General features: G+C 37.0%; 24 protein-coding genes, 1 pseudogene and 1 other annotated feature (1 of these 26 only partly in view). Of the genes and pseudogenes, 4 read left to right on the top strand and 21 right to left on the bottom strand.

The window, feature by feature from the left end:
- Positions 1–67: a binding site (T-box leader), on the top strand (it extends 178 nt beyond the left edge of the window).
- 144 nt (positions 68–211) lie between these two features.
- Positions 212–1,873, top strand: coding sequence for a 2-isopropylmalate synthase (locus tag KE503_RS08040; protein WP_212384946.1), 1,662 nt, complete (start codon positions 212–214; stop codon positions 1,871–1,873).
- Between the two features lie 283 nt (positions 1,874–2,156).
- On the opposite strand, the gene KE503_RS08035 is transcribed toward KE503_RS08040, so the two are convergent.
- Complete coding sequence (locus KE503_RS08035; RefSeq protein ID WP_117945071.1) at positions 2,157–2,813, bottom strand: YigZ family protein; 657 nt, start codon at positions 2,811–2,813, stop codon at positions 2,157–2,159.
- Positions 2,794–3,105, bottom strand: coding sequence for a DUF6514 family protein (locus KE503_RS08030; RefSeq protein WP_022375710.1), 312 nt, complete (start codon positions 3,103–3,105; stop codon positions 2,794–2,796). Before KE503_RS08030 ends, KE503_RS08035 begins: the two co-directional genes overlap by 20 nt.
- A 100-nt stretch (positions 3,106–3,205) precedes the next feature.
- Here KE503_RS08030 and KE503_RS08025 point away from each other — a divergent pair, with 100 nt between their 5' ends.
- A complete protein-coding gene (locus KE503_RS08025) occupies positions 3,206–5,743 on the top strand; it encodes a transglycosylase domain-containing protein (protein WP_022375709.1) in 2,538 nt (845 codons plus the stop codon).
- Between the two features lie 48 nt (positions 5,744–5,791).
- On the opposite strand, the gene spoVAE is transcribed toward KE503_RS08025, so the two are convergent.
- The 5 genes from spoVAE to KE503_RS08000 are packed head-to-tail and all read right to left on the bottom strand — an operon-like array spanning position 5,792 to position 8,677.
- Complete coding sequence (gene spoVAE / locus KE503_RS08020; protein WP_117945069.1) at positions 5,792–6,148, bottom strand: stage V sporulation protein AE; 357 nt, start codon at positions 6,146–6,148, stop codon at positions 5,792–5,794.
- Positions 6,148–7,164, bottom strand: a complete 1,017-nt coding sequence (gene spoVAD / locus KE503_RS08015; RefSeq protein WP_117945068.1) for a stage V sporulation protein AD — start codon at positions 7,162–7,164, stop codon at positions 6,148–6,150. Before spoVAD ends, spoVAE begins: the two co-directional genes overlap by 1 nt.
- Positions 7,161–7,625, bottom strand: coding sequence for a stage V sporulation protein AC (spoVAC, locus tag KE503_RS08010; RefSeq protein WP_022375706.1), 465 nt, complete (start codon positions 7,623–7,625; stop codon positions 7,161–7,163). Before spoVAC ends, spoVAD begins: the two co-directional genes overlap by 4 nt.
- Positions 7,626–7,650: 25 nt before the next feature.
- Positions 7,651–8,067: a stage V sporulation protein AB gene (locus KE503_RS08005; protein ID WP_022375705.1), complete on the bottom strand. Its 417-nt coding sequence runs from the start codon at positions 8,065–8,067 to the stop codon at positions 7,651–7,653.
- Positions 8,054–8,677: a stage V sporulation protein AA gene (locus KE503_RS08000; RefSeq protein ID WP_022375704.1), complete on the bottom strand. Its 624-nt coding sequence runs from the start codon at positions 8,675–8,677 to the stop codon at positions 8,054–8,056. Before KE503_RS08000 ends, KE503_RS08005 begins: the two co-directional genes overlap by 14 nt.
- Before the next feature lie 122 nt (positions 8,678–8,799).
- On the opposite strand from KE503_RS08000, the gene KE503_RS07995 reads away from it, so the two are divergent.
- Positions 8,800–9,333, top strand: coding sequence for a DUF4364 family protein (locus tag KE503_RS07995; protein WP_022375703.1), 534 nt, complete (start codon positions 8,800–8,802; stop codon positions 9,331–9,333).
- Here KE503_RS07995 and yihA read toward each other — a convergent pair whose 3' ends face one another.
- The 12 genes from yihA to KE503_RS07945 all read right to left on the bottom strand — a co-directional run bounded on the left by yihA (position 9,334) and on the right by KE503_RS07945 (position 20,791).
- The gene (gene yihA, locus KE503_RS07990) at positions 9,334–9,936 is read right to left on the bottom strand and encodes a ribosome biogenesis GTP-binding protein YihA/YsxC (RefSeq protein ID WP_117945067.1); all 603 of its coding nucleotides are present in this window, start codon (positions 9,934–9,936) and stop codon (positions 9,334–9,336) included.
- 57 nt (positions 9,937–9,993) lie between these two features.
- Positions 9,994–10,764, bottom strand: a complete 771-nt coding sequence (locus KE503_RS07985) for a polysaccharide deacetylase family protein (protein ID WP_055197382.1) — start codon at positions 10,762–10,764, stop codon at positions 9,994–9,996.
- 166 nt (positions 10,765–10,930) lie between these two features.
- Complete coding sequence (locus KE503_RS07980; RefSeq protein ID WP_055197380.1) at positions 10,931–13,048, bottom strand: glutamine synthetase III family protein; 2,118 nt, start codon at positions 13,046–13,048, stop codon at positions 10,931–10,933.
- A gap of 338 nt (positions 13,049–13,386) precedes the next feature.
- Entirely contained in the window at positions 13,387–13,746 is a 360-nt protein-coding gene (locus KE503_RS14525; protein WP_022374969.1) for an ATP-binding cassette domain-containing protein, read from the bottom strand.
- A 70-nt stretch (positions 13,747–13,816) separates the two neighbouring features.
- Positions 13,817–14,068, bottom strand: coding sequence for an AAA family ATPase (locus KE503_RS14520; protein WP_249183007.1), 252 nt, complete (start codon positions 14,066–14,068; stop codon positions 13,817–13,819).
- Positions 14,069–14,386, bottom strand: coding sequence for a hypothetical protein (locus KE503_RS14515; RefSeq protein WP_249183006.1), 318 nt, complete (start codon positions 14,384–14,386; stop codon positions 14,069–14,071).
- A complete protein-coding gene (locus KE503_RS07970) occupies positions 14,383–15,156 on the bottom strand; it encodes a polysaccharide deacetylase family protein (RefSeq protein WP_022374971.1) in 774 nt (257 codons plus the stop codon). The genes KE503_RS14515 and KE503_RS07970 overlap by 4 nt, the downstream gene beginning before the upstream one ends.
- Positions 15,157–15,270: 114 nt before the next feature.
- Positions 15,271–16,383, bottom strand: a complete 1,113-nt coding sequence (nagA, locus tag KE503_RS07965; protein WP_022374972.1) for an N-acetylglucosamine-6-phosphate deacetylase — start codon at positions 16,381–16,383, stop codon at positions 15,271–15,273.
- Between the two features lie 383 nt (positions 16,384–16,766).
- Positions 16,767–18,233: a PTS transporter subunit EIIC gene (locus KE503_RS07960; protein WP_022374973.1), complete on the bottom strand. Its 1,467-nt coding sequence runs from the start codon at positions 18,231–18,233 to the stop codon at positions 16,767–16,769.
- A gap of 82 nt (positions 18,234–18,315) precedes the next feature.
- Positions 18,316–18,813 carry a PTS sugar transporter subunit IIA gene (locus tag KE503_RS07955; RefSeq protein WP_212384945.1) on the bottom strand — a complete coding sequence of 166 codons (498 nt, stop codon included), beginning with the start codon at positions 18,811–18,813 and terminating at the stop codon, positions 18,316–18,318.
- Positions 18,806–19,663 carry a BglG family transcription antiterminator LicT gene (gene licT / locus KE503_RS07950; RefSeq protein ID WP_022374975.1) on the bottom strand — a complete coding sequence of 286 codons (858 nt, stop codon included), beginning with the start codon at positions 19,661–19,663 and terminating at the stop codon, positions 18,806–18,808. The genes KE503_RS07955 and licT overlap by 8 nt, the downstream gene beginning before the upstream one ends.
- A 366-nt stretch (positions 19,664–20,029) precedes the next feature.
- A complete protein-coding gene (locus KE503_RS07945) occupies positions 20,030–20,791 on the bottom strand; it encodes an N-acetylmuramoyl-L-alanine amidase (RefSeq protein ID WP_212384944.1) in 762 nt (253 codons plus the stop codon).
- 102 nt (positions 20,792–20,893) lie between these two features.
- On the opposite strand from KE503_RS07945, the gene KE503_RS07940 reads away from it, so the two are divergent.
- Complete coding sequence (locus tag KE503_RS07940) at positions 20,894–21,706, top strand: HAD family hydrolase (RefSeq protein WP_117945063.1); 813 nt, start codon at positions 20,894–20,896, stop codon at positions 21,704–21,706.
- A 168-nt stretch (positions 21,707–21,874) separates the two neighbouring features.
- Here KE503_RS07940 and KE503_RS07935 read toward each other — a convergent pair whose 3' ends face one another.
- The gene (locus KE503_RS07935) at positions 21,875–22,501 is read right to left on the bottom strand and encodes a methylated-DNA--[protein]-cysteine S-methyltransferase (RefSeq protein WP_055197366.1); all 627 of its coding nucleotides are present in this window, start codon (positions 22,499–22,501) and stop codon (positions 21,875–21,877) included.
- Between the two features lie 174 nt (positions 22,502–22,675).
- A pseudogene (locus KE503_RS07930) lies at positions 22,676–22,978 on the bottom strand (VanZ family protein).
- Between the last annotated feature and the right edge of the window lie 56 nt (positions 22,979–23,034).

Raw genomic sequence — 23,034 nt, 5'->3', positions numbered from 1 at the left:
GTAAAAAGTGCACGTTTTTTAATAACGTGAATTAGAGTGGTACCGCGGAAGTTTCTTCGTCTCTATCCTTATAAGGATCAGATTCGGAGCTTTTTTTATGTTATAGAAGATTATTTCATCTTTCTATCATGTATTTTTACCGCGATTCATCTATATATACTGAAAACACATGCCTACAACAATTATTAATTTTGAAAGGAGCTTCACAGCAATGATGAACCCAAACAAATATGAAAGACAATATTTTATGCCACCTGAAACGTCCCTTGAATGGACAAAGAAGGAATATATCACTAAGGCACCTACATGGTGTAGTGTTGACCTTCGTGATGGAAACCAGGCACTGATCATTCCAATGAGTCTTGATGAAAAGGTTGAATTCTTTAAATACTTAGTTAAAGTTGGTTTCAAAGAAATTGAAGTTGGTTTCCCTGCTGCATCTGAAACAGAATATACATTTCTTCGTACATTGATTGAAAATGACCTGATTCCTGATGATGTTACAATTCAGGTTTTAACACAAGCCAGAGAACATATTATCAAAAAAACTTTTGCAGCCTTGAAAGGTGCTAAAAAAGCAATCGTTCATGTATATAACTCTACTTCCGTTGCGCAGCGCGAGCAGGTATTTAAGAAATCTAAAGAAGAAATCATGAAGATTGCTACTGACGGAGCCAAATTATTAAAACGTCTGGCAGATGAAACAGAAGGTAATTTCTTATTTGAATATTCTCCTGAAAGTTTTACTGGTACTGAAATCGACTATGCATTAGATGTATGTAATGCAGTTCTTGACGTATGGCAACCTCGTCCAGACTGGAAAGTTATCATCAACCTTCCCGTTACTGTACAACTTTCTCTGCCACACGTATACGCAAGTCAGATTGAATATATGAGTAAACATATGAAGTATCGTGAAAATGTTGTATTATCTCTTCATCCACATAATGACCGCGGATGTGGTGTTGCAGACACCGAACTTGCCCTACTTGCAGGTGCTGATCGTGTCGAAGGTACTTTATTTGGAAATGGAGAACGTACAGGTAACGTTGATGTTATCACTCTTGCATTAAATATGTATACACATGGTATTGATCCAAAACTGGACTTTTCCAACTTACCAGAACTTACAAAAGCCTATGAAAGATTAACAAGAATGTCTGTTTACGAACGCCAGCCATATACAGGTCAGCTGGTATTCGCCGCATTCTCTGGATCTCATCAGGATGCCATCGCCAAAGGTATGCATTGGAGAGAAGAAAAACATCCAGATCACTGGAATATTCCATACCTTCCAATCGATCCGCACGACGTTGGACGCGAATACGAAAGTGATGTTATCCGTATCAACAGCCAGTCCGGTAAAGGTGGCATCAGCTATGTACTAGAAGAAAACTTTGGATTCCATATTCCTGGAAAGATGCGTGAAGATGTTGGCTACACAATCAAAGATGTGTCCGACAAACGTCATCAGGAATTAGTTCCTCGAGATATCTTAAAGGTATTTAAAGAAGTTTATGTAAACATCGATGATTCTTGCAAATTAAAAGAAGTACATTTCGTACAAAAAGATGGTGGAATCGAAACAGAAATCTCCTTGGATAAATCTGGTGTTCCTAAACTTTACCATGGTAAAGGAAATGGTCGTCTGGATGCTGTAAGTAATGCATTACAGAGACACAGTGATATGCATTATTCTATCATTACTTATCAGGAACACGCTTTAAATGTTGGTTCTAATTCACAAGCTTGTGCTTATGTTGGTGTTCAGGAACCTAATGGAACAATTACTTGGGGAGCTGGTATTCATGAAGATATTATTACAGCTTCTGTATTAGCATTAATCAGTGCGGTAAACCGGCTTGATCAGTAAATTCTGATTTGCAGGTAGTGTTGCATGTATGAGTCAGAAAGAAGATAAGAAGAAATATTTATAAGAAAAAAAGGATGACACAACGCATTCAAAAAGTGCTCATGTTGTCATCCTTTTTTTCTTATAAATATTTCTTCTTATCTTCTTTCTGACTTATACAACGGAACGCTATTCAAATCACTACATAGTGTGTATGTTAAACGGTATTTGCTGATAAGTTTTATATTCGTTAACGGAAGATGAAAGATTTTTTATCATATACTCGAAATCTACAGTTGGCTAATTACAAATTAAATTTTATCTCCCCATCAATTTCAGCATAATAACTTTCTTCTCCTTTTTCAAGAACTCCCTTTCCCATGGATGCTTCCATAAATTTCTTTTCCATCATTTCAACATCTTCCACTGGGATGATCATTTCAAAAGTTACGTTATCTGTATATATGGTATCCAACACCGGAATATGATCTGTTGCTGTCAGATACTGTATCTTTCCTGATGTTGTATAGTCACATGTTAAACTCATTTTCTGACCAAGACATTTTTCAATTATGGTGCTTGCTTTGATTCCTTCTTGTGTGCTCTTTGTATATGCACGAATCAGACCTCCTGTTCCAAGCAGAGTGCCTCCAAAGTACCTTGTGACTACTGCTACTACATTGTGCAGTTCTTGCCCTGTCAATACTTCTAGCATTGGTTTTCCTGCTGTTCCGCTTGGTTCTCCATCATCGCTGCATCTTAATGCCGGCTGTTTTTCTCCAATGCTATATGCCCAGCAGTTATGTCTGGCATCCCAGTATTGTTTCTTTATCTTTTCTACAAAATCCTGTGCTTCTTCTTCTGTCTGTGCTGGTGCAATATGTGCGATAAATCTTGATTTCTTCTCTGAAATCTCTGCTTCCCCTTCCTTGTATAAAATCTTATATCTCTGACTGCTCATTTTCTTCCTCCCTGATCATGATCTCATCTAATGATTCTGCTAATGAAATTGGTGTTACTTTATATTTTATCAGACTATTGATCATATGTCCTATCACTTCCGCTGAATCTGTAATCTTCGGTATACTGTCCCATTCGATCAATCCTGCATCTTCCTGACTTTTTTTCAGTGCCACTCCATATATCTGATGTACTGGATCTTCCATTAAATAGTAGGATACTACATTTTCCCTGGCTTTGTCATCATAAAACACCTGTTTCCCCATAAATTTTTTCTCGTAATTGTTACTCATAATAATTTCCTCACTTATTAATTATTCTTCTGTTTGCATGTTACATGGCCGGTTTACTTGAACTTTCTTATTTGGTATAATGCTTATCAGGAGGTTTATTATGAAATACACCAAACAAAATATTGAGAAGCAGAGAAAAGTTCTTTCTTCTGATAAAGTACGGAAGAATTCCAGTGTTTCTCTCTTTCTTTTTAAATATGTTTTTATTGTTTCCATTATCCTGATCGTTGCCGGTCTTGGCCTTGGTGTGGGATTTGTTCGTGGTATCCTTAAGACAACTCCACAGATCACCAAAAATTCCGTACATTCCAAGGGCTATATCACAACGATCTATGATAATAAAGGTCAGACAATCAAAACTTTATCAAACCATGATTCTAACAGAATTTATACTCCTCTGTCATCCATCCCCAAAGATCTCCAGCATGCATTTATTGCCATTGAGGATGAACGGTTTTACAGCCATAATGGTATTGATTTGTACGGGATCATTCGAGCTACCTTCCTTGGTATTCGTAACCAATCATTAAGCCAAGGGGGAAGTACGATCACACAGCAGTTGATCAAGAATAATCTGTTGGGAATCCAACCTGAAAAAACTATGATGGAACGTCTGGAACGTAAGATCAAAGAACAGTCTCTTGCACTAGAACTTGAGAAAATTGCTTCCAAGAAATATATATTGGAAGAATATTTGAATGCGATCAATCTTGGAGAAGGAACTCTTGGTGTTCAGACAGCATCTCAGAAATATTTTAACAAAGATGTCTCTGATCTGACACTTTCAGAATGTGCGGTTCTGGCAGGAATCACAAAAAATCCTACACGTTTAGATCCAATTACTCATCCGGAAAGCAACGCTTCCAGAAGATTACTTGTTTTACAAAATATGTTAGATCAACATTATATCACAAAATCTCAATATAGAGAAGCACTTCGTGATGATGTATACACAAGAATTCAAAAAAATGCTGCTGCATCTACAACAAAGAAAAACACGAATTCTTATTTTGAAGATGCACTGATCCTTCAAGTTGTAAAAGACTTAAAAAGCAAACTCGGGTATGATGAGACAAAAGCTTACAGTGCAATCTACAGTGGCGGATTAAAAATATATTCTACACAAGATACTGCAATTCAAAATATCGCGGACAGTATCACTAGCAACCCAGCAAACTATCCTAAAGCCACAAAAGTAGCTTTAACCTGCTCTTTCACGGTGCGTGCAGCTTCCGGAGAGACAAATACTTACACCGAACATAATCTGCTTCATTACATGAAGACCCATAAACTAGGAAACAGCCTGGTTTTCCAGAATGCTTCCGATGCAAAAGAAACTCTCGCTAAATATAAACATTATATAAAAGATAAAGGTGCAATGATCATCGATGAGACTTCACAGCCAACGATCCAGCCACAAATTTCTTTAACGATCATGAATCAGTCAAATGGTTCTGTAGAAGCTTTAGTTGGAGGACGCGATCTGAAGACTTCAGATCTTTCACTAAACCGTGCTACTACTTCAACCAGACAGCCTGGATCAACATTTAAGATTTTGTCTGCATTTTTACCAGCCCTTGATAAAAATCATATGACACTTGGAACAGTTTATGATGACGCTCCATACAACTATAACGATTCCAATCGTCCGGTGCATAATTATTACAAAGGTTACAAAGGTTATTCAACGATCCGTGAAGCGATCACCCAATCAATGAATATTGTCGCAGCAAAAACTATTTCTGATGTAACACCAAAGACATCTTTTGATTACCTTACAAAACTTGGTTTTTCAACACTTGTTTCCAATGAGTTTACATCTAACGGTAACGTATATACGGATATCACACAGTCATTAGCCCTTGGCGGTCTGACATATGGTGTCACGAATATGGAATTAACTGCTGCCTATGCTTCTATTGCCAATGGCGGTATGTATAATAAACCTGTTTTATATACAAAGGTTGTCGATCAAAATGGAAATGTCCTGCTTTCTAACAAACCAACGAAGAAACGGATTATGAAATCAAGCACCGCTTTTCTGCTTACCGATGCCATGAAGGATGTCATTGCCAAAGGAACTGGTAAAGACGCAAAACTGTCTTCTCCTATGGCTGTTGCAGGAAAAACTGGTACAACCTCTAACAATTACGATTACTGGTTCAGCGGTTATACACCTTACCACACAGCTTCTATATGGATGGGATACGACAACAATACAAATTTCAATTCCGAAAACACACATAAGAAACTATGGGCAAAGATCATGAATCAGATCATACAGACAAAATCCGAGAAAACTAAGAATTTCTCAAAACCATCAAATATTGTCAAGGCAAAGATTTGTAAAGAGTCTGGAAAACTTGCCATCAAAGGAGTCTGCGACCACGACCCTCGCGGTAATTGTATCATCACTGAATATTTTGAAAAAGGCACTGTTCCAAAACAAACTTGTGATACTCATGTAGCTGTTGAAATCTGCAAGAAAACAGATAAACTTGCCAATAAAAAATGTCCTAAATCCGAACGTATCAAGAAAGTTTATATCGTCCGAAAAAATGGAAGTCACGGAAAAACAGCAGATACAAAATTCCTGCTTCCAAAAAAATATCAATCTAATTCCTGCACAATGCATTAACAAAAAAATAAAAAACAGGGAATTCCTCAAAGAAGAATTCCCTGTTTTTTATTTTTTTATCTTCGGTTGAAAGATCAATGATGCAAGATATGAAAAAATCAATGCAGCAGATGTTCCCACAGCTGCTGCTGTAAAGCCTCCTTCAAACAATCCTAAAAAACCATGTTTATCAATTGCTTCTTTCATTCCTTTCCACAAACTGAACCCAAATCCTGACAGCGGAACTGTTGCCCCACACCCTCCAAATTCTTCGATTTTTTTATAAATTCCCAACGCTCCAAGAAGAACTCCTGCAATGACTAAAATTACCATGATCCTTCCAGGCTGCAGTGTCGTATGATCCATAAGAATCTGTACAAGAATACAGATGATTCCTCCTGTGATAAATGCCCTGATATATTCCATTATTCATTTTCTCCTTCCAAAACAATTGCATGCGCAATTCCAGCAACACTTTCCCCTTCATTAAAACTTGTCTTTGACATCAATGCTCCTGTCGGCACAAATAATACACGTTTCCATATTCCGTCAGTTATCTTCTTTATGATCATTGCTGCCAGCACAACTGCGCTACATGCACACCCAGAACCTCCTGAATGGGTATCTTGTTCTTCACTTTCATAAATCTCAATTCCACAATCTCCATATACTCCTGAAAGATCATAACCATTTTCACGAAGTAAATGAAGCAAGATCTTTTTTCCAACTTCCCCAAGATCTCCTGTATAAATCGCATCATAATCTTCTGGCTTTGTATTAAAATCCACAAAATGCTGATAGATCACTTCCGCTGCAGCCGGTGCCATACAAGCTCCCATATTCATCGGATCTTCCATTCCATAATCTACAATCTTTCCTGTCGTGATTCCCTTGATCTTTACTGATCCCTTCTCATCTGATACAACAAACCCTCCAGAACCTGTGACTGTCCATGTTGAAGATAACGGTCTTTGATTCCCATATTCCAAAGGAAAACGGAACTGTTTTTCCGCACTTCCAATATGACTTGAGGCAACTGCAAGTACATGCTTTGCAAAGTCTCCTGCAATACTCATAGCCGCTAGTGATAATGCCTCACCTACTGTCGAACAAGCCCCAAATAAACCAAACAAGGGGATTTCAAGCTCTTTCATACCAGAAAACGTCGCTGTGTTCTGTTCCAGAAGATCTCCAGCAAATGCATACCGGATATCTTTTGTGTGAAGCCTTGCTTTACTGATCGCAAGCATAGCGGCCTGTTTCATAAAACGTCCTTCAGCAAGCTCCCAGCTTTTCTGTCCAAAATAAGGATCTTCTATAATCTGATCGATCGCATTTCCTAATGGCCCTTCTCCTTCTTTCTGTCCTGCAACCGATGCCCAGCCTTTTATATATGGTGTCTTACTAAATTCAATACTTTGGATTCCTTTCCTCATTGTCATAAAAACCACCCCCACTGCTTTATAAACAAATAAATAAGACCTGCCAGAAATGATGAAAAAATTCCATATAAAATAACCGGACCTGCAATCGTAAAGATTTTCACACCAATACCAAACACCTGTCCTTCTTTCTGGTACTCAATTGCTGCCGATGCTACAGAATTAGCAAATCCTGTGATCGGTACAAGTCCTCCAGCGCCTCCAAATTTTGTAATTTTCCCATATAAATTAAATCCTGTTAAGATAACACTTAATAAAACAAGTTCAATCGTCACATAAAGCAGAGAATCTTTTTTAGAAAGGCCAAAATATGTTATCATTGTCTGCTTCATCATTTCACCCAAAACACAAAACACACCTCCAACCACAAATGCCTTTGCACAATTTAATAAACTGTTATGTTTTGGTGTAAGATTTTTTACGATCTGCTGATATTCTTGTTTATCCGGTTCTTTTTTCATTTTAACCACCCTTTCATAGATTGATTTAACGGAATATATAAAAATACATATAGCATCCAAACATTTTCCCTAGCGCAATTCCATAAATAACATATGGAATCCCTGACCTTAGTTTTAATCTCCTTGAAAAAATCGGAAGACTTTTGATCGTCTCCGCCAATGCTCCGATCATACATCCAATAAATATGCCTCCAAAGATTCCATAAGCTGCCAGCAACCAGTATCCAGCCCTTATCGACCATCTGTAGATAAATGCTAATGTTCCAAGAATCCCTCCTGCTGCCACGAAACTTTCATACGCTCTTGCATACTTTATGCTTTTTGTAAGGCCTGCAAGTCTTGGAATCACACCCAGCATACTTAAAAATGCGAGAAAACTGGCTGCAATAAGTCCTCCTGCACATAATCCGTAAAATATTAAAAGTATACTACGAATCCACATCTTCTTCCTCCTCTTTGCGGCCTGCATCAATCATTAATGTATCATTTACATCTCTTTCATAAAGCCGCATCTGCACTTCAAATGGTGTCGGATCATCATTTAGTTTGATCTTTCCTGCATGATTGAAAAAGATGATGATTCCTATTGCCAAACCTATCGTATATGAAACATGAAGAAGATTCGGGCCATTTGGAGCACTTCCCATGATCATTTCATAAACATTATAAAAAAGTTCCTCAATTCCAACATCTGTGTTATATGTCATGATTGAAAAGCTTGCACCAAAAAACGCAACGAGCATCACAAATAAGATTTTTCCATAATGCATGATCTTCGATTCATCTTGTTTCTTTTTGTAATAGACAATAAAATCCTGCGGTCCAAGATTTATCACATCTAACGTTTTATCTACTTCTTTGATCTTCTCGATCACTTTAAGAACTGAAAAACATTTTCTCTGATTACCTCTGTCTATAAAATGATAAATACTCTTATTCTTAATCTGTTGTTCCATATCTTTATCGGTGCAGTATAAAGACATAATATCTTTCATTTTAATTTCTTTATGATCAATGCATACACTTTCTTCCACCTTAATATACACATTCATTTTTATCACCTCAGCGTTATTATCTGTTATTTTTGGCTTTTCATTCATAAGTTGCAAGAAAAATGATGTGGTGTTATAATCTCTCATAGTGACTTTTATCGATAAATCAAAGGAGAATGGCCATGGAACAAGAACAATTAACACTTTACAAACTTATGATTTTATATTTAATTGAGAAAGTGGATTTTCCTTTGAGTAATTCCCAGATATCTGAATTTATTCTGGATAAAGGCTATACGAACTATTTTACCGTTCAGAGAGCTTTTCATGAGCTAGAGGAAGAGAATATGCTCAGAGTTAAACAAATCCGTAATATGAGCCATTATGCTCTTAGTGATGAGGGTTTAGAAGCGATCGAGATGTTTGAATACCAGATTCCGAATTCGATCAAAGAAGATATCGCACAATTTCTAAAAGAAAAAGAATACGAACTGCGTAAGGAAGCGAATGTAAAAGCAGATTTTTATCCATCGAAAGGTGATGAATACACGGTAAATCTTAAGATCAGCGAAAAAGAAAGCCCGCTCCTTGAGATTAACTTAAATGTCGTCTCAAGAGACCAGGCAGTTTACATATGCGACCATTGGGAGAAGAAACACTCCGATGTCTATTCCATGCTAATTGAAAAATTATTATTTGACGAGCCGGATAAGTAATTATTCGGTTTCTTCTTTTTCAAGGACGATTTTTTCAATGAAATCCCAGATTTCATCTCTTCCCTGTTTGGATAAGGCTGAGAATGGGAAGATTGGTGTTTCCTTGTCCATCTGAAGCTCTGTGCGGATCTCTTTTAGATGTTTTGGCACTTGGCTTCTTTTTAATTTGTCAAGCTTTGTTGCGATGATCACTGGACGGTATCCATTGTGAAGGATCCAATCATACATCACGACATCATTCTTTGATGGTTTATGTCTGATATCGATTAGTAAGAATACCATTCTAAGCTGTTTTGATGTCTGTAAATAGTTCTCGATCATGTGTCCCCATTTTTCCTTAACAGACTGTGTTACTTTCGCAAATCCGTATCCTGGAAGGTCTACATAATAAAGTTCTTCGTTAATATTATAATAATTGATCGTCTGTGTCTTTCCTGGCTGTGCAGAAATTCTTGCGTAGGATTTACGATTCATCAATGCATTGATCAGTGATGATTTTCCTACATTTGATTTCCCTGCAAATGCTACTTCCGGCAATGTGTTGTCCGGTAATTTACTTGTGATTCCACAGACGGTTTCTAAATTTACACTTTTTATGATCATGTCAATCTCCTAACGTAAAATAAATCCATTACCGAACATATTCTACGTTATCCCCTATTATTTGTCAATGGAGACATGATGAATGGGCTTTGTATTTTTTGTGATCGGAAGTATCTGATATCCCTCTTTTTTTAAGGTTTTGATCAGCGAGTCTAATCCTTTTACTGTATTTTTCGTCTCATGAAGGTCATGCATCAGGACAATGCTTGTCTTTTGTCTTCTGACATCCTTTAATATCTTTTGATTCAACTCATAAGAACTGGCATTAAAATTGATCGCATCTTCATTTAATGCATTCCAGTCAAAATATAAGATGCCTTTTTGATTCACATATCGGATATACGGTTTGATGTCTCCAGCACAATGATTACTGCTGCCTCCTGGAAAACGATAAATATACGACTTTACTTCCGTAAGATCATATAAATATTTCTGAAGTTTCATCAAATCTTTAGAAAATGCTCCGACACTTGCATAAATCTGATCATAATTATGACTATATGAATGCATACCTAGTGTGTGTCCTTCTAAAATGATCCTCCGATACATCTTTTTAGCATGTTCCGTTTCTTTCCCTACAACAAAAAATGTTGCCCTTACCTTATTTTTCTTTAAAATATCAAGAATCTCGTCTGTATGATCTGACGGCCCATCATCGAACGTTAAGTATACCTTTTTTTGATTCAGATTATTATTTGTAAGGAATCCGCTTTCTCCTTCCCCCTGACTTGCAATTTTAAATATATTATTTTGTCTGGGTATTAATTGGATCATACATGTAGTGATCGTTAATACTGCAATGATATATGCCAATATCTTCTTTCTCATATTCTTCCTCTTTTCAAAATATTTTGATTCTTCTTTCTATTTATCATGTGAAGAACTCTCATTTTTATTCTGGCATATATTTACACAAAATAAATAAAAAAAGTGACAGAAATAACATTTCTGCCACTTTTTTCGTGTATTAAAGAGTTTTACAAACTATGTAATCTTAAACTTCGAAGATCAGATCTCCGTAACTTGGCATTGGCCAGTCTTCTTTCGCTACTAACATTTCCAGTCTGTCTGCTGGTTCACGTACTGCACTCATATCTGTAAAGATCGTATCATGATAGAAACGAGCCTGTGCTTCACTTTCTAATGCCTGAGCTTCTGGAATATCTGCTTCTAATTTCTTAATCGCTGCAAATAAATCTTTTAAGTTTGCAGTGATATCTTCTAACAGTTTTTCCTGTACAGAGCTGTCAACTCCAACTGTCTTCAGTTCAGCAACTCCATTTGCAAGTTTTCTCTGATATTTCATAACTGCTGGAACAATCTGTTTCTTCGCAATATCTAATGTTGCAAGTCCTTCGATGTTGATCGTGTTAGAATACTGTTCATATAATACTTCTACACGGGACTCTAATTCTCCTTTTGTAAATACACCGAATTTTTCGAACATCTTGATAGATTTTTCTGTTGTTAATGTTGGGATTGCATCTACCATGCTTCTTAAGTTTGGAAGTCCTCTTCTCTCAGCTTCTGCTACCCATTCATCAGAATATCCGTTACCATTGAAGATAACTCTCTGATGCTCTGTTAATAATTCTTTTGTGATCTCGTGAGCTTCCATTGCTACTGCATCTGCTCCGCCTTCTACTTTCTCTAATCTGTCACAAACATCTGCAAATACATCTGCTACGATCGTATTTAATACAACGTTTGGATCAGAGATAGACTGTGTAGAACCAACCATACGGAATTCGAATTTATTTCCTGTAAATGCAAATGGTGATGTTCTGTTACGGTCTGTTGCATCTTTTTCAAATGCTGGTAAAGAATGTACTCCTGATGCAAGTCTGTCACCATGTTTAGATTCTGTAGCTTCTCCTCTTGTTACAAGCTGTTTTACAACATCCTCTAACTGATCTCCAAGGAAGATAGAAATGATTGCTGGAGGTGCCTCGTTAGCTCCTAATCTGTGGTCGTTTCCTGGTGTAGATGCTGACATACGAAGTAAATCTGCATGTTTATCTACTGCTGCAATAATGGAAGCTAAGATCAGTAAGAACTGATTGTTTTCATGAGGAGTTTTTCCTGGATCTAACAGATTCTTTCCTTCATTTGTTACCATAGACCAGTTGTTATGTTTTCCTGATCCGTTGATTCCTGCAAATGGTTTCTCATGAAGTAAGCATTTTAATCCGTGACGTCTTGCAACACGTCTCATTGTTTCCATTAATAACTGGTTGTGGTCTGTTGCCACGTTGTTTGAGTTATAAATTGGAGCTAATTCGTGCTGTGCTGGTGCTACTTCGTTATGCTCTGTCTTAGCACTGATTCCAAGTTTCCATGCTTCGATATTTAAATCTTTCATGAATCCTTCGATTCTTGGTTTGATGATTCCAAAATAATGGTCATCCATTTCCTGACCTTTTGGAGGCATTGCTCCGAATAATGTACGTCCAGTGAAGATCAAGTCTTTTCTCTGTTTATATTTTTCTTCATCAACTAAGAAATATTCCTGTTCTGGTCCAACGGATGTGCTAACACGTTTTACATTCTTATTTCCTAATACATTTAATAATCTTGTTGTCTGGATATCTAATGCCTGCATAGAACGAAGAAGTGGTGTCTTCTTGTCTAATGCTTCTCCTTTGTATGAGCAGAATGCTGTTGGGATACATAAGATACATGCATTTTCTGTTTCTTTGATGAATGCAGGTGATGTACAATCCCAGGCTGTATATCCTCTTGCTTCAAATGTTGCTCTTAATCCACCTGATGGGAATGAAGATGCATCTGGTTCACCTTTGATCAGTTCTTTTCCTGAGAACTCAAGTAAAACTTTACCATCGTCTGTTGGGTTAATGAAAGCGTCATGTTTCTCTGCTGTCACACCTGTTAATGGCTGGAACCAGTGAGTATAATGTGTAGCACCCTTTTCAATAGCCCATTCTTTCATCTCATTCGCAACTACGTCTGCAATTGCTGGATTTAATTCTGTTCCTTCTTCGATTGTCTTTTTCAGATCTTTGTAAACGGCCTTTGGAAGACGTGCTTTCATAACACTGTCGTTAAATACGTGGGATCCGAAGATTTCTGATACATTGATTTTTTCCTTCATAGAGTTCTTCCTTTCTTCTCTTACATTTGAAGCATAATCTATATATTTTTTTCTTCTATTATCTAACTGATAGTAGAAAAAAAGGGGCGACAAACAATATGAAACTAATTGTTTGACGCCCTTGTCAGTAACTTCACTGGTTATAGGATACAATGATTCTTTTTGAAAATCAAGTCCTTTTTTGTATTTTATCTAGTACTTTTATTTGATCGTTTTTTCGACAGATTTTCCATTCACTGTTTTGATTCCTACCAGGCGGAACTTGTAACTCTTTCCTACTTTTGCTTTTTTCTTTGTGTATTTGTATGATTTTACTTTAAACTTGTAGGATGTTCCTGCTACAAAGTAAATTGTAATTCCGATGGTTCTCCAATTCCTTCAATTTTGCCATCAAACATCATCCCGATACGGTCTGCATATTCTGCACAGAATTCCAGATCATGGGATACCATGAAAATCGTTCTTCCCTCATCTGCAAGTTTTTGTAAAAGCTCTCCAAATCTCCTGCTGTGTTCTCTGTCCATCCCTTTGGTTGGCTCATCTAGCAGCAAAATCTCTGGGTCTGCAAGCAATACCTTGACCAAAGCTGCCATCTGCTGCTGGCCGCCACTTAGATCATATGGATGTGCATACTTTTCTTTCATAAGATCTGCCATCTCTAACAGTTCATCGACTCTTTCCTCTTTGCCTTTTCCCATCTCCAACAGATCTGCAAACAGCTGATCTTTCTTATCTGCTTCCTTGCTTCTTCTATCTTAAAGCTTGGTTCTAAGTTAAATTTATCTTCCAAACGAAGAATCTGTGGAAGTGACTGTTCAAATGGATGATGCATTGATCTGCCATTTCCATCACATCTTCTAAATTATGGGATGTCAAAATAATCGTTAATCCAAATTCCTTATGTAATTTCTGAAGCATCACAAGAAAGTCATTTCTTACTGTGGGATCTAACTGTGCTGTTGGTTCATCAAGGATCAACACCTTTGGATGCATTGCCATAACTGCTGCAAGATTTACCATCTATTTTTGGCCTCCAGACAATTCATCTGTACTTTTATGATAAATCTTTTGCAGATCAAAATAATTAACGATCTCCGCAACCGTACGCTTCATCTGTTCATAAAGCATTCCTGTATTTTCAAGTCCAAATGCGATTTCATGCCATACCGTATCCATTACCATCTGAGCCGATGGATTCTGAAATAAATAAGCAATTTCTTTTATGGAACGCAAATCGTCTAATTGTTCAAGTCTCTGATGATCATAAGAAATATCTCCTGATTTCTCACCTTTTGGCATCAGTTCTTTGTTCGTTTCGATAACTTTTTGATATTTCATAATTTTATCTGTTTTCCTGTTAGATCAATGCGATAGTTACTTCGATAGATCAATCTGGAGACTGGTACAAGCTCATATCCTTTTGCTTTGATATTTCTTATGATCTGTTTTAATACCTGTTTGGTGCATTTTGTTCCAGTATGCATCAGAATAATACTTCCAGGTGATAAATTTTTATGTTCACAAACTTTCTTGATCAACTGTTCTTTGGTTGGTTCCTGCCAGTCTAAGCTGTCTACGTTCCATTGAATGATATAATAATTCATTTTTCTTGCATTTTTTACAACAGATTCATTATAGTCTCCGTATGGTGCACGAAACAGATCAATTTTGATACCTAATAATCCTTGAATCTTTTCTGTGACACCTCGGATCTCTTCCTGCTGCTGTTTATCTGTTAATTTTGTCATATATTTATGATGATCTCCATGACTTGCGATATCATGCCCTCCATCGTAGATTGTTTTGATATCCGCTGGATATTTGCTGATCCAGTCTCCACAGAAGAAAAAAGTTGCTTTTACATTTTCCTGCTTTAGTATCTTTAAGATCTGTGGAATATCTTCATTGCCCCATGCGGTGTCAAATGTCAATGCGATTTGTTTTTTATCTGTATCTACACAGTAAATTGGAAGTTTTTCTTCCTGTGTTTCACTCCAGACATAGATATTGTTTTGTATAAATTCTCTGGCTGGACGAATACTGTCACTGTTTGTAACCCAGAGTGCTGTCAAGATCAACAGGATAATGACTGACATTTTTCGAAGCATTGTTTGATCTGCCTCTCTTTTTTTATCATTTTATGAATTTAGACATAGAAAAAGAATCCTGCTTTCACAGAATCCTTTTTCTTATTTTTGTTGATATTTTCTATTTTATGATACTTATTTTACCTGACCCTTCTGGATGATGGATACAATATTTAAATCTTTATCTAAAACTACTGCATTTGCGTATTTTCCTTCTTCAAGGCTTCCATATTTATCATCGATTCCAATCGATTTTGCTGGATTTAATGTTGCACACCTGACTGCACTTTCTAATGGAATATTCATCTTCTTAACTGCTGTTCTCATACAATCCATCAGGTTTGTTGCAGAACCTGCAATAGCTCCTCCTTCTGTCAGTGTTGCAAGATTACCTACTACAGTTACTGGCTGTCCACCTAATTCGTACTGTCCATCATCCATACCTGTTGCCATCATGCTATCACTGATCAGAACAATTCTCTTGTCTGTAAACATCTCAAAAGTTGCTCTGACACAAGATGGATGGATATGAACCCCGTCACAGATCAGTTCTACGAAACATTCGCTGTCCCTTGCTGCTCCAATAACTCCTGGTGTCCTGTGACCAAATGGCGGCATTGCATTGTATAGATGAGTAATATGATCGACACCTCTATGAATCGCTTCGGTTGCTGTATCATAATCTGCAGTTGTGTGTGCGATTGATACATGAACTTCATCTTTTACCTGATCGATAAATTCCATTGCACCTTCTGTCTCTGGTGCAAGATCAATCAATTTCACAAGTCCACCTGCTGCTTCCTGCATTCTGTGGAAGAAATCTACATCGGCTGTTTTAATATCTTCTTCTTTCTGGGCGCCTTTCTTTTCTTTGTTTACAAAAGGTCCTTCCATATTGATTCCGACAAGATCTGCACCTTTTCCATTCTTATGTTCTTTAGCCGCTTTCATTGCCTGCATTAACTGGTCTTCTGGAATTGTCATTGTAGCTGGACAGATTGCTAATACTCCATTGGCTGCCTCATAATCAGCCAGTGCCTGAATCGATTCTTCGGTTCCATCACACATATCATGTCTGACACATCCATGGAAGTGAATATCTACAAGACCTGGGATCACATAGCATCCTTCGGCTTCTACTTCTTTGTTATCTGTTGTTTTGTTAGAAATATATTCTCCTTCTATATAGAGATCTTTTTTTTCGAATGTTCCTTCTGGTGTAAAAACCAGTCCGTTTTTTATGATCATTGTATTACCTCGATTCTCGTTACTATTTATATGATTCTTTCTGCTTCTATTTTAACAGTCTGATACTTTACAATCAAATAAAACAGAGCTTTTTGGCCCTGTTTTACTGAAACTGATTGTTCCGTCGTGATTTGTTTTTGTTTAATCAAGTTTTTGAATGTACTTTCGATTTATCTAATGTTCTTTGCAAGACCATTCGGTTACGGTTAATTTCCATACATTCACGCTGTTAACCATTTGATCTGCGAAAGTCCAGAATGCGTCATCACTTACTTTGCAAAACTATCTTTATTATACAAAAAGTCTTTTATGATATCAACGGAAAAACGGACCAGCATATCGCCGGTCCGTTTTCGGGGAGAATTATGAATAGCAACAAAGACTTATTTACATAATTTTTCCATCTCATCTGCAACAAACTGAACTTTTGGTCCAATGATAACCTGAATGTTACCTTTTCCTGGACGAATGATTCCTGCTGCTCCTGAGGATTTGATCTTTGCTTCATTTACTTTATCATCATCGTTGATTTCTAAACGAAGTCTTGTGATGCAGTTATCAACACTCTTAACATTGGCACTTCCACCCAATCCTTCCAGGATCACAGATGCCATTGCTGTATAATCGTCATTTGCTAATGCGATGTTTTCTTCATCAATATCATCATCTTCACGACCTGGTGTTTTCAGATCGAATTTGGTGATCGCAATACGGAATACTACATAGAATACGATAAATGCTGCGATTCCTAAAGGAATGATCATCCATGTCTTCTGTGCTGCTGGTAAGGAAGATGAGAATACAAGGTCGGTTGCTCCTGCGGAGAAGCTGAATCCTGCTCTGAATCCTACCAGAGTTGTGATCGTTGTGAAAATTCCATAAAGGAGTGCGTAGATTACATATAAACCTGGTGCTAAGAACATAAATCCGAACTCAAATGGTTCTGTTACACCACAGACAAATGCACAAACGGCTGCAGATCCTACTAAACCGATGGCAATCTTTTTCTTGTTGCTCTTTGCTGTCTGGATCATCGCTAAGGCTGCTCCTGGAATACCGAACATCATACATGGGAAGAATCCTGACATATACATTCCAAGGCTCCATGATACATTCTTAGATGTTTCACCTGCCCAAAAATGAGTTAAATCTCCAAGTCCGATCGTATCAAACCAGAATACGTTGTTCAATGCATGATGTAATCCAGTTGGAATCAGCAGACGGTTTAAGAATGCATAGATACCGGCTCCAATGGCTCCCATCTTGGCAATAGACTGACCAACTGTGATCAGTGCTGTAAATACTACTGGCCATACAAACAGTAATACAACAGATACAATGATAGATACAACACCAGCAACAATTGCGACACAGCGTTTACCACTGAAGAATGATAACCAGTCTGGTAATTTTGTATCTTTGAACTTGTTATAACACATAGATCCGATCACACCAGATAAGATACCGATAAATGGATTGGCGATCTTATCAAATGCAAGTGTTGCATCTGCATTCTTTGCGATAGATGGCATGATCGTTGTTACTACTGCTGTAGATAACAAGGTTGTGATCATCAGCCATGATGCTAAGGCTGCCAGACCCCCAGTTCCGTCGTGTTTATCCGACATACCTACACCTACACCGATCACAAACAGTAATGCCATGTTATCGATCAAAGCACCTCCTGCCTTCACGAGGAAGAATCCGATCTGGTTTCCGATCCCTGTGATATCACCACCCTGCATGGTTGCAGGACACAGTGCATATCCGATTCCCATTAAAATACCACAGATTGGTAAGCACGCTACTGGAAGCATCAAGGCTTTTCCTAATTTTTGTAAAAATTTCATATAGCTCGTCCCCTTTCATTTTTACTTTCATTTTTACTTTTAGTTTTTCATGTTTTCCTTCTCTTTTGGTTACTTATCTTAGTTATTCTTTTGTTAATTGTATCACCTCATCTCCCGCTTGCACTTGTTGTCCTGTTAAACATTTTGTGATCTTATAACCACTTAAGTTCGTTATTACAATTGGCGTTGTGACGTCATATCCTGCCTTTGCAATCTCCTCAATATCAAATGTAAGCAAAACGTCTCCTGCTTTTACATGGTCTCCTGTATTGACATGTGCTTCATAATACTTTCCATTCAACTCCACAGTATCAAGACCTACGTGAACGATCATCTCTAATCCATCTTCTCCTTGAATACAAACTGCATGCTTTGTATCCATCACTGTAGCTATGGTTCCATCAATTGGAGAAACAACTGTCCCATTTGATGGATGGATTGCTATTCCAGGTCCTAATAATTCCTGGGCAAATGTCTGATCATTTACTTGATCCATCGGGATTGTTCTTCCATCTTCTGCTGCTTTGACTGAAATTATCTTTGCGTTTTTTTCAAACATCTTTTTTAATGCATCAAACATTTTCTTCTCCTTTTTCTATACTGTTTTTTCTGATCCTTTCGATATGCATCGTAAGATAAGCAATCTCTGCTGATGTCATATCTTTTTTGTATTGTTTTTTGATAAAACTCTTAATGTATCGTGCACACTGATATTCTTCCGGACAGATCTTCTGTATCATCTCCTGTACGTCATTATTCATATCATCCATTCGCTCTGATGCAAATAACTTTCTTGATAAGAATTTCAAATGTGTGATAAACCGCTCATAGCTAAGCGATTGAGTATCTATCTCCAAATGAAAATAATTCTTTACCTGCTCCATGACATCTTCTAAAAATTGTGTGATCTTTAATGTGTCCCTTACTCTCGTGTCAAATTCTGCACTCACGATATGTAATGCGATCGATGCCGCATCATCCATTGGCAAATCGATATGAAGCTTCTGCTTTATCATTCCTAGAGCATACTCTCCAAGTGCAAATTCCTTCTCATAAAACAATTTCACTTCCCGCAACATCGGGTTTGGAAAATTCATATGGTCTTCATATCTTTGAATCGCAAAATGAATATGATCTGTTAATGTCACATAAATATTCTCATTCAATTCTGTGCCTAAACTTTGCTTGGCATGTTCGATGATCGCTGTTGAAATTTCGAACTGTTCCATCGGAAGATCCTGTAAGATTTCTTTTAATTTTCGAATCATTTTCGGATCTTCTAATCGAAAAATCTTCTGAATCTTCTTCTCATCAACTGGTTTTCCTTCCTTTCCCTGAAAACCAACTCCTGTTCCAACAACAATGATCTCCTGCCCGTCTTCATCAATGCTGCTTACTACATTGTTGTTCATTACTTTATCTATTTTCATAATCTTCTCTCCATTGTAATGGAAAATATATATCAAATATAATTTCTATATTTTTTAATTTTAAATAAAAAGAAAACCACATTTTATAAACATGAAAAGTCTGTGCCTTTCATACTTATAAAATCCGGTTTTGCCTGCATTACCAGTGACAATCCTAAATATTCATACTATTGAAGTCACTTTATTCATTTCTTTAACTTGTTTTTATTCTATCAGCATTTTGCACAAAAGTCAACCTTTTATTTATTTTCTTTTCATTATTTTAAACAATACTTATTGAGTGTTTCTTAACTGCTGGTGCGTGCCACGTCTTCAAATTCTTATGGCGGCGCACCTTGCAGTATCTGCGTATTTCTCTTATTGAGATTATTTCTTGATAACAAGTGTGTCATATCCTTTTTTCTTCAGTTCATTTTCGAGTCTTACTGCTTCATCAAGCGTATTGTATTCCCCAATCTGGACTGCGTAATAAGGATCTTCATAGACAATATCTCCTTCATATCCATCTGCTACCGCACGATTTAGAGCATATTGTGCATTGGAGAAATTGCGGTATAATCCAATCTGAACTCTGTAAATTCCTTGCAGTGCCTCATTTCCACTTCCGATCGTCTCCATAATACCATCTGCGATCGCCTGCGAGATCTGTTCAAATTTCGAATCAAATCTTTCGTTATCCTGATCTGAATTTAAAAATCCTGCTTCGATCAAAATCGCAGGGATTTTTGTTCTTTTTAATACGGTAAGATTTGGCCGTTCTTTGACTCCAATATTTCGAAATCCTACTTGTTCTAAGTTTACATTCACATTTCTCGCCATCTCAGCTTTGATTCCATTGTCATCAAATACCAGAGTTTCAACCCCTTGATATTCATTTGCATTGGGACTTGCATTTCTATGAAAAGAAATAAAATAATCCGCTCCACTTTCATTGCCAAGTCTTGCTTTCTCCGATGGAGACTGGTAGATATCGCTTTTTCTTGTGTAGGAAACTGGAACTCCATTTTGCTCTAAGATCTGTCCGACAGCGAGTGTCAGCCTTAAGTTGTCGTCTTTTTCTTTTCTTCCATCGTACTGAGCTCCATTATCATAACCGCCGTGTCCAGCATCTAGGATCACTCTTGCCATAATTCATACTTCCTGCAGTTCTTTCTTGTATCAGACTATGCAGATTTTACAGTTCTGTGTTATCATTGAACTATATAAATAATGAGTAAAAGGAGATTTTTTATGAAAAACGTGAAAGCTGTTATGTGTGATATCGATGGAACTTTATTAAGCAGTAACGGAATCGTCACACCTAAAACCATTGAAGCAATCAAAAAACTTCGTGAACACGGGATTTTATTTGGTATCTCTACTGGAAGAGATGTTCCAAGTGTCAAGCATTTATTAAAAGTGTGGGGAATTGATGGACTTGTTGATCTTATGGTTGGCAGCAATGGCGGAGAAATCTATGATTATGCGGATGATTATTATGAGATGAATTATCCATTGCCTGGAAGCCTGATCTTAGAGATCATGAAACATTTTGAAGATATGGATGTGAATTTTGCGATTCATGGAGATGGGGTTTTGTATACTCCAAAGGAAGATGATCTGATCAAATCTTTATCTAATACAGATCAGCTGCCTTATGAAGTCATTGATTTTAATGAATTTTTAAAGCAGGATCAATTGAAACTTCTGATCACTTGTGCTCCCGAGACGATGCCTGCTGTCATTGAACGAAGCAAGACTTTCCATAATGAAAAATTTAAATCCGCATGTCTTCAGACAACAAAACTTTTATTTGAATTTATGGATCCTCGAATTTCTAAAGATTTTGGATTAAGAAAAATTATGGAAAAACGCGGTTTTACAATGGAAAATCTTTGCAGTTTTGGGGATGCTGATAATGATTATGAGATGACACTTCATGCTGGCGTTGGCGTTGTTATGGCTAATGGTAGTGAGAAAACGAAGAGTGTTGCGGATTATATTACAGATGATAATGATCATGATGGGATTGGAAATTTTATTGAAAAATATTTAATAGACTGAGTTATTGGCAGAATATTATAAAATCATTTATTTTTTAATATATTCTCCTCTGACTTCTCCATTTGGACTATAAATAGATTCTACTCCGTCAAAAGAATATCCATCGTACCATTCTTAAAATATCTTTTCATTACTTATAGTATGTATTCTGTGTTAATCTTGCTTAAGCTATAAATCTATCCCAAATTTATTCAAATCAACCTTCCCATCTACGACCTGAACTCCGTCTTCTTCTAATAACTTTCTCTGTCTTCCTTCTCCGCCGAATGCGAAGGCTCCTGCAAGTTCTCCTTTGGCATTGACTACCCTGAAGCATGGAATGTGTTCTGGGTCTGGATTTTTGTGCAGGGCGTTTCCGACGGCTCTTGACATCTTTTTGTTTCCTGCCATAGCTGCCACCTGCCCATAAGTTGCGACATGTCCTTTTGGGATTTGTTTGACTGCTTCGTAAATCCTTTTGGTTGGGCTGTCTGTGATGATATCGTAGCTTTCTTTGATCATTTTTTTGATATCTTTTTCTGGTATGGTTCCATCTAAGATGATCGTATTCCAGTATTTTTTATTTTGGTGATATCCTGGAATGACAGCATCGTAAGCTTCTCTCCAGAAGTCTCTCCATTCTGGATCAACTTTGATATTAAGATTAATATAACCATCTTTTTCATAGATCCACAGGAATGCTTTTTTACTTCCTTTGACTCTTACAAGTTCCCAATTTGGGTCTTTGAAAGGAGCTTCTACGTATGTATGTGGGAAGCTTAGGCCGTAGGTAATTGCCTGTTGTCTTGTCTGCATGGAAATCAACTCCTTTTTCTTTTTTCTATACCATATTTTAACACATAAAAAGAAAAAAATATAAGAGTCTGTGCGAATAATCTCACAAATAGACTCTTATATTTCAAAAGGAAATTTTAACTTTGATATTCATCAAAAAATTCATATGTTAAATTAACATCTTTCAATTTTGTTCTAAATGCAATACAAATGTTCGAATCGTTGTCCCTTTGTAATCATTGAAACCATAATCCCACAAAATGCCCCACAACTATCAATCATCACATCAAATACTTTTCCTTCTCGTCCTGGAACAAATAATTGATGAATCTCATCGGTTTATGCATATCCTGTAGAGATCAGCTGTGCGATCAATACTGCTTTCTTTCGATCTTTTACATCACAGGACACCGCTTTATAAGTAAAAAATCCAAGCACTGCATATTCTGTAAAATGTGCTGTCTTTCTAACGAATGTATGCACTACTTCCGCATGCATCATAAGATCTGCATTAGAATGAATCTGGAAGAATCCAAAAAAACTTAAGATCCTTG

This window comes from Anaerostipes sp. Marseille-Q3525 (assembly GCF_018223505.1).
In the GTDB taxonomy this organism is placed as follows: domain Bacteria; phylum Bacillota; class Clostridia; order Lachnospirales; family Lachnospiraceae; genus Anaerostipes; species Anaerostipes amylophilus.
Note: the sequence above shows the minus strand (reverse complement) of the source record. Positions and strands in the feature narration are given on the sequence as shown.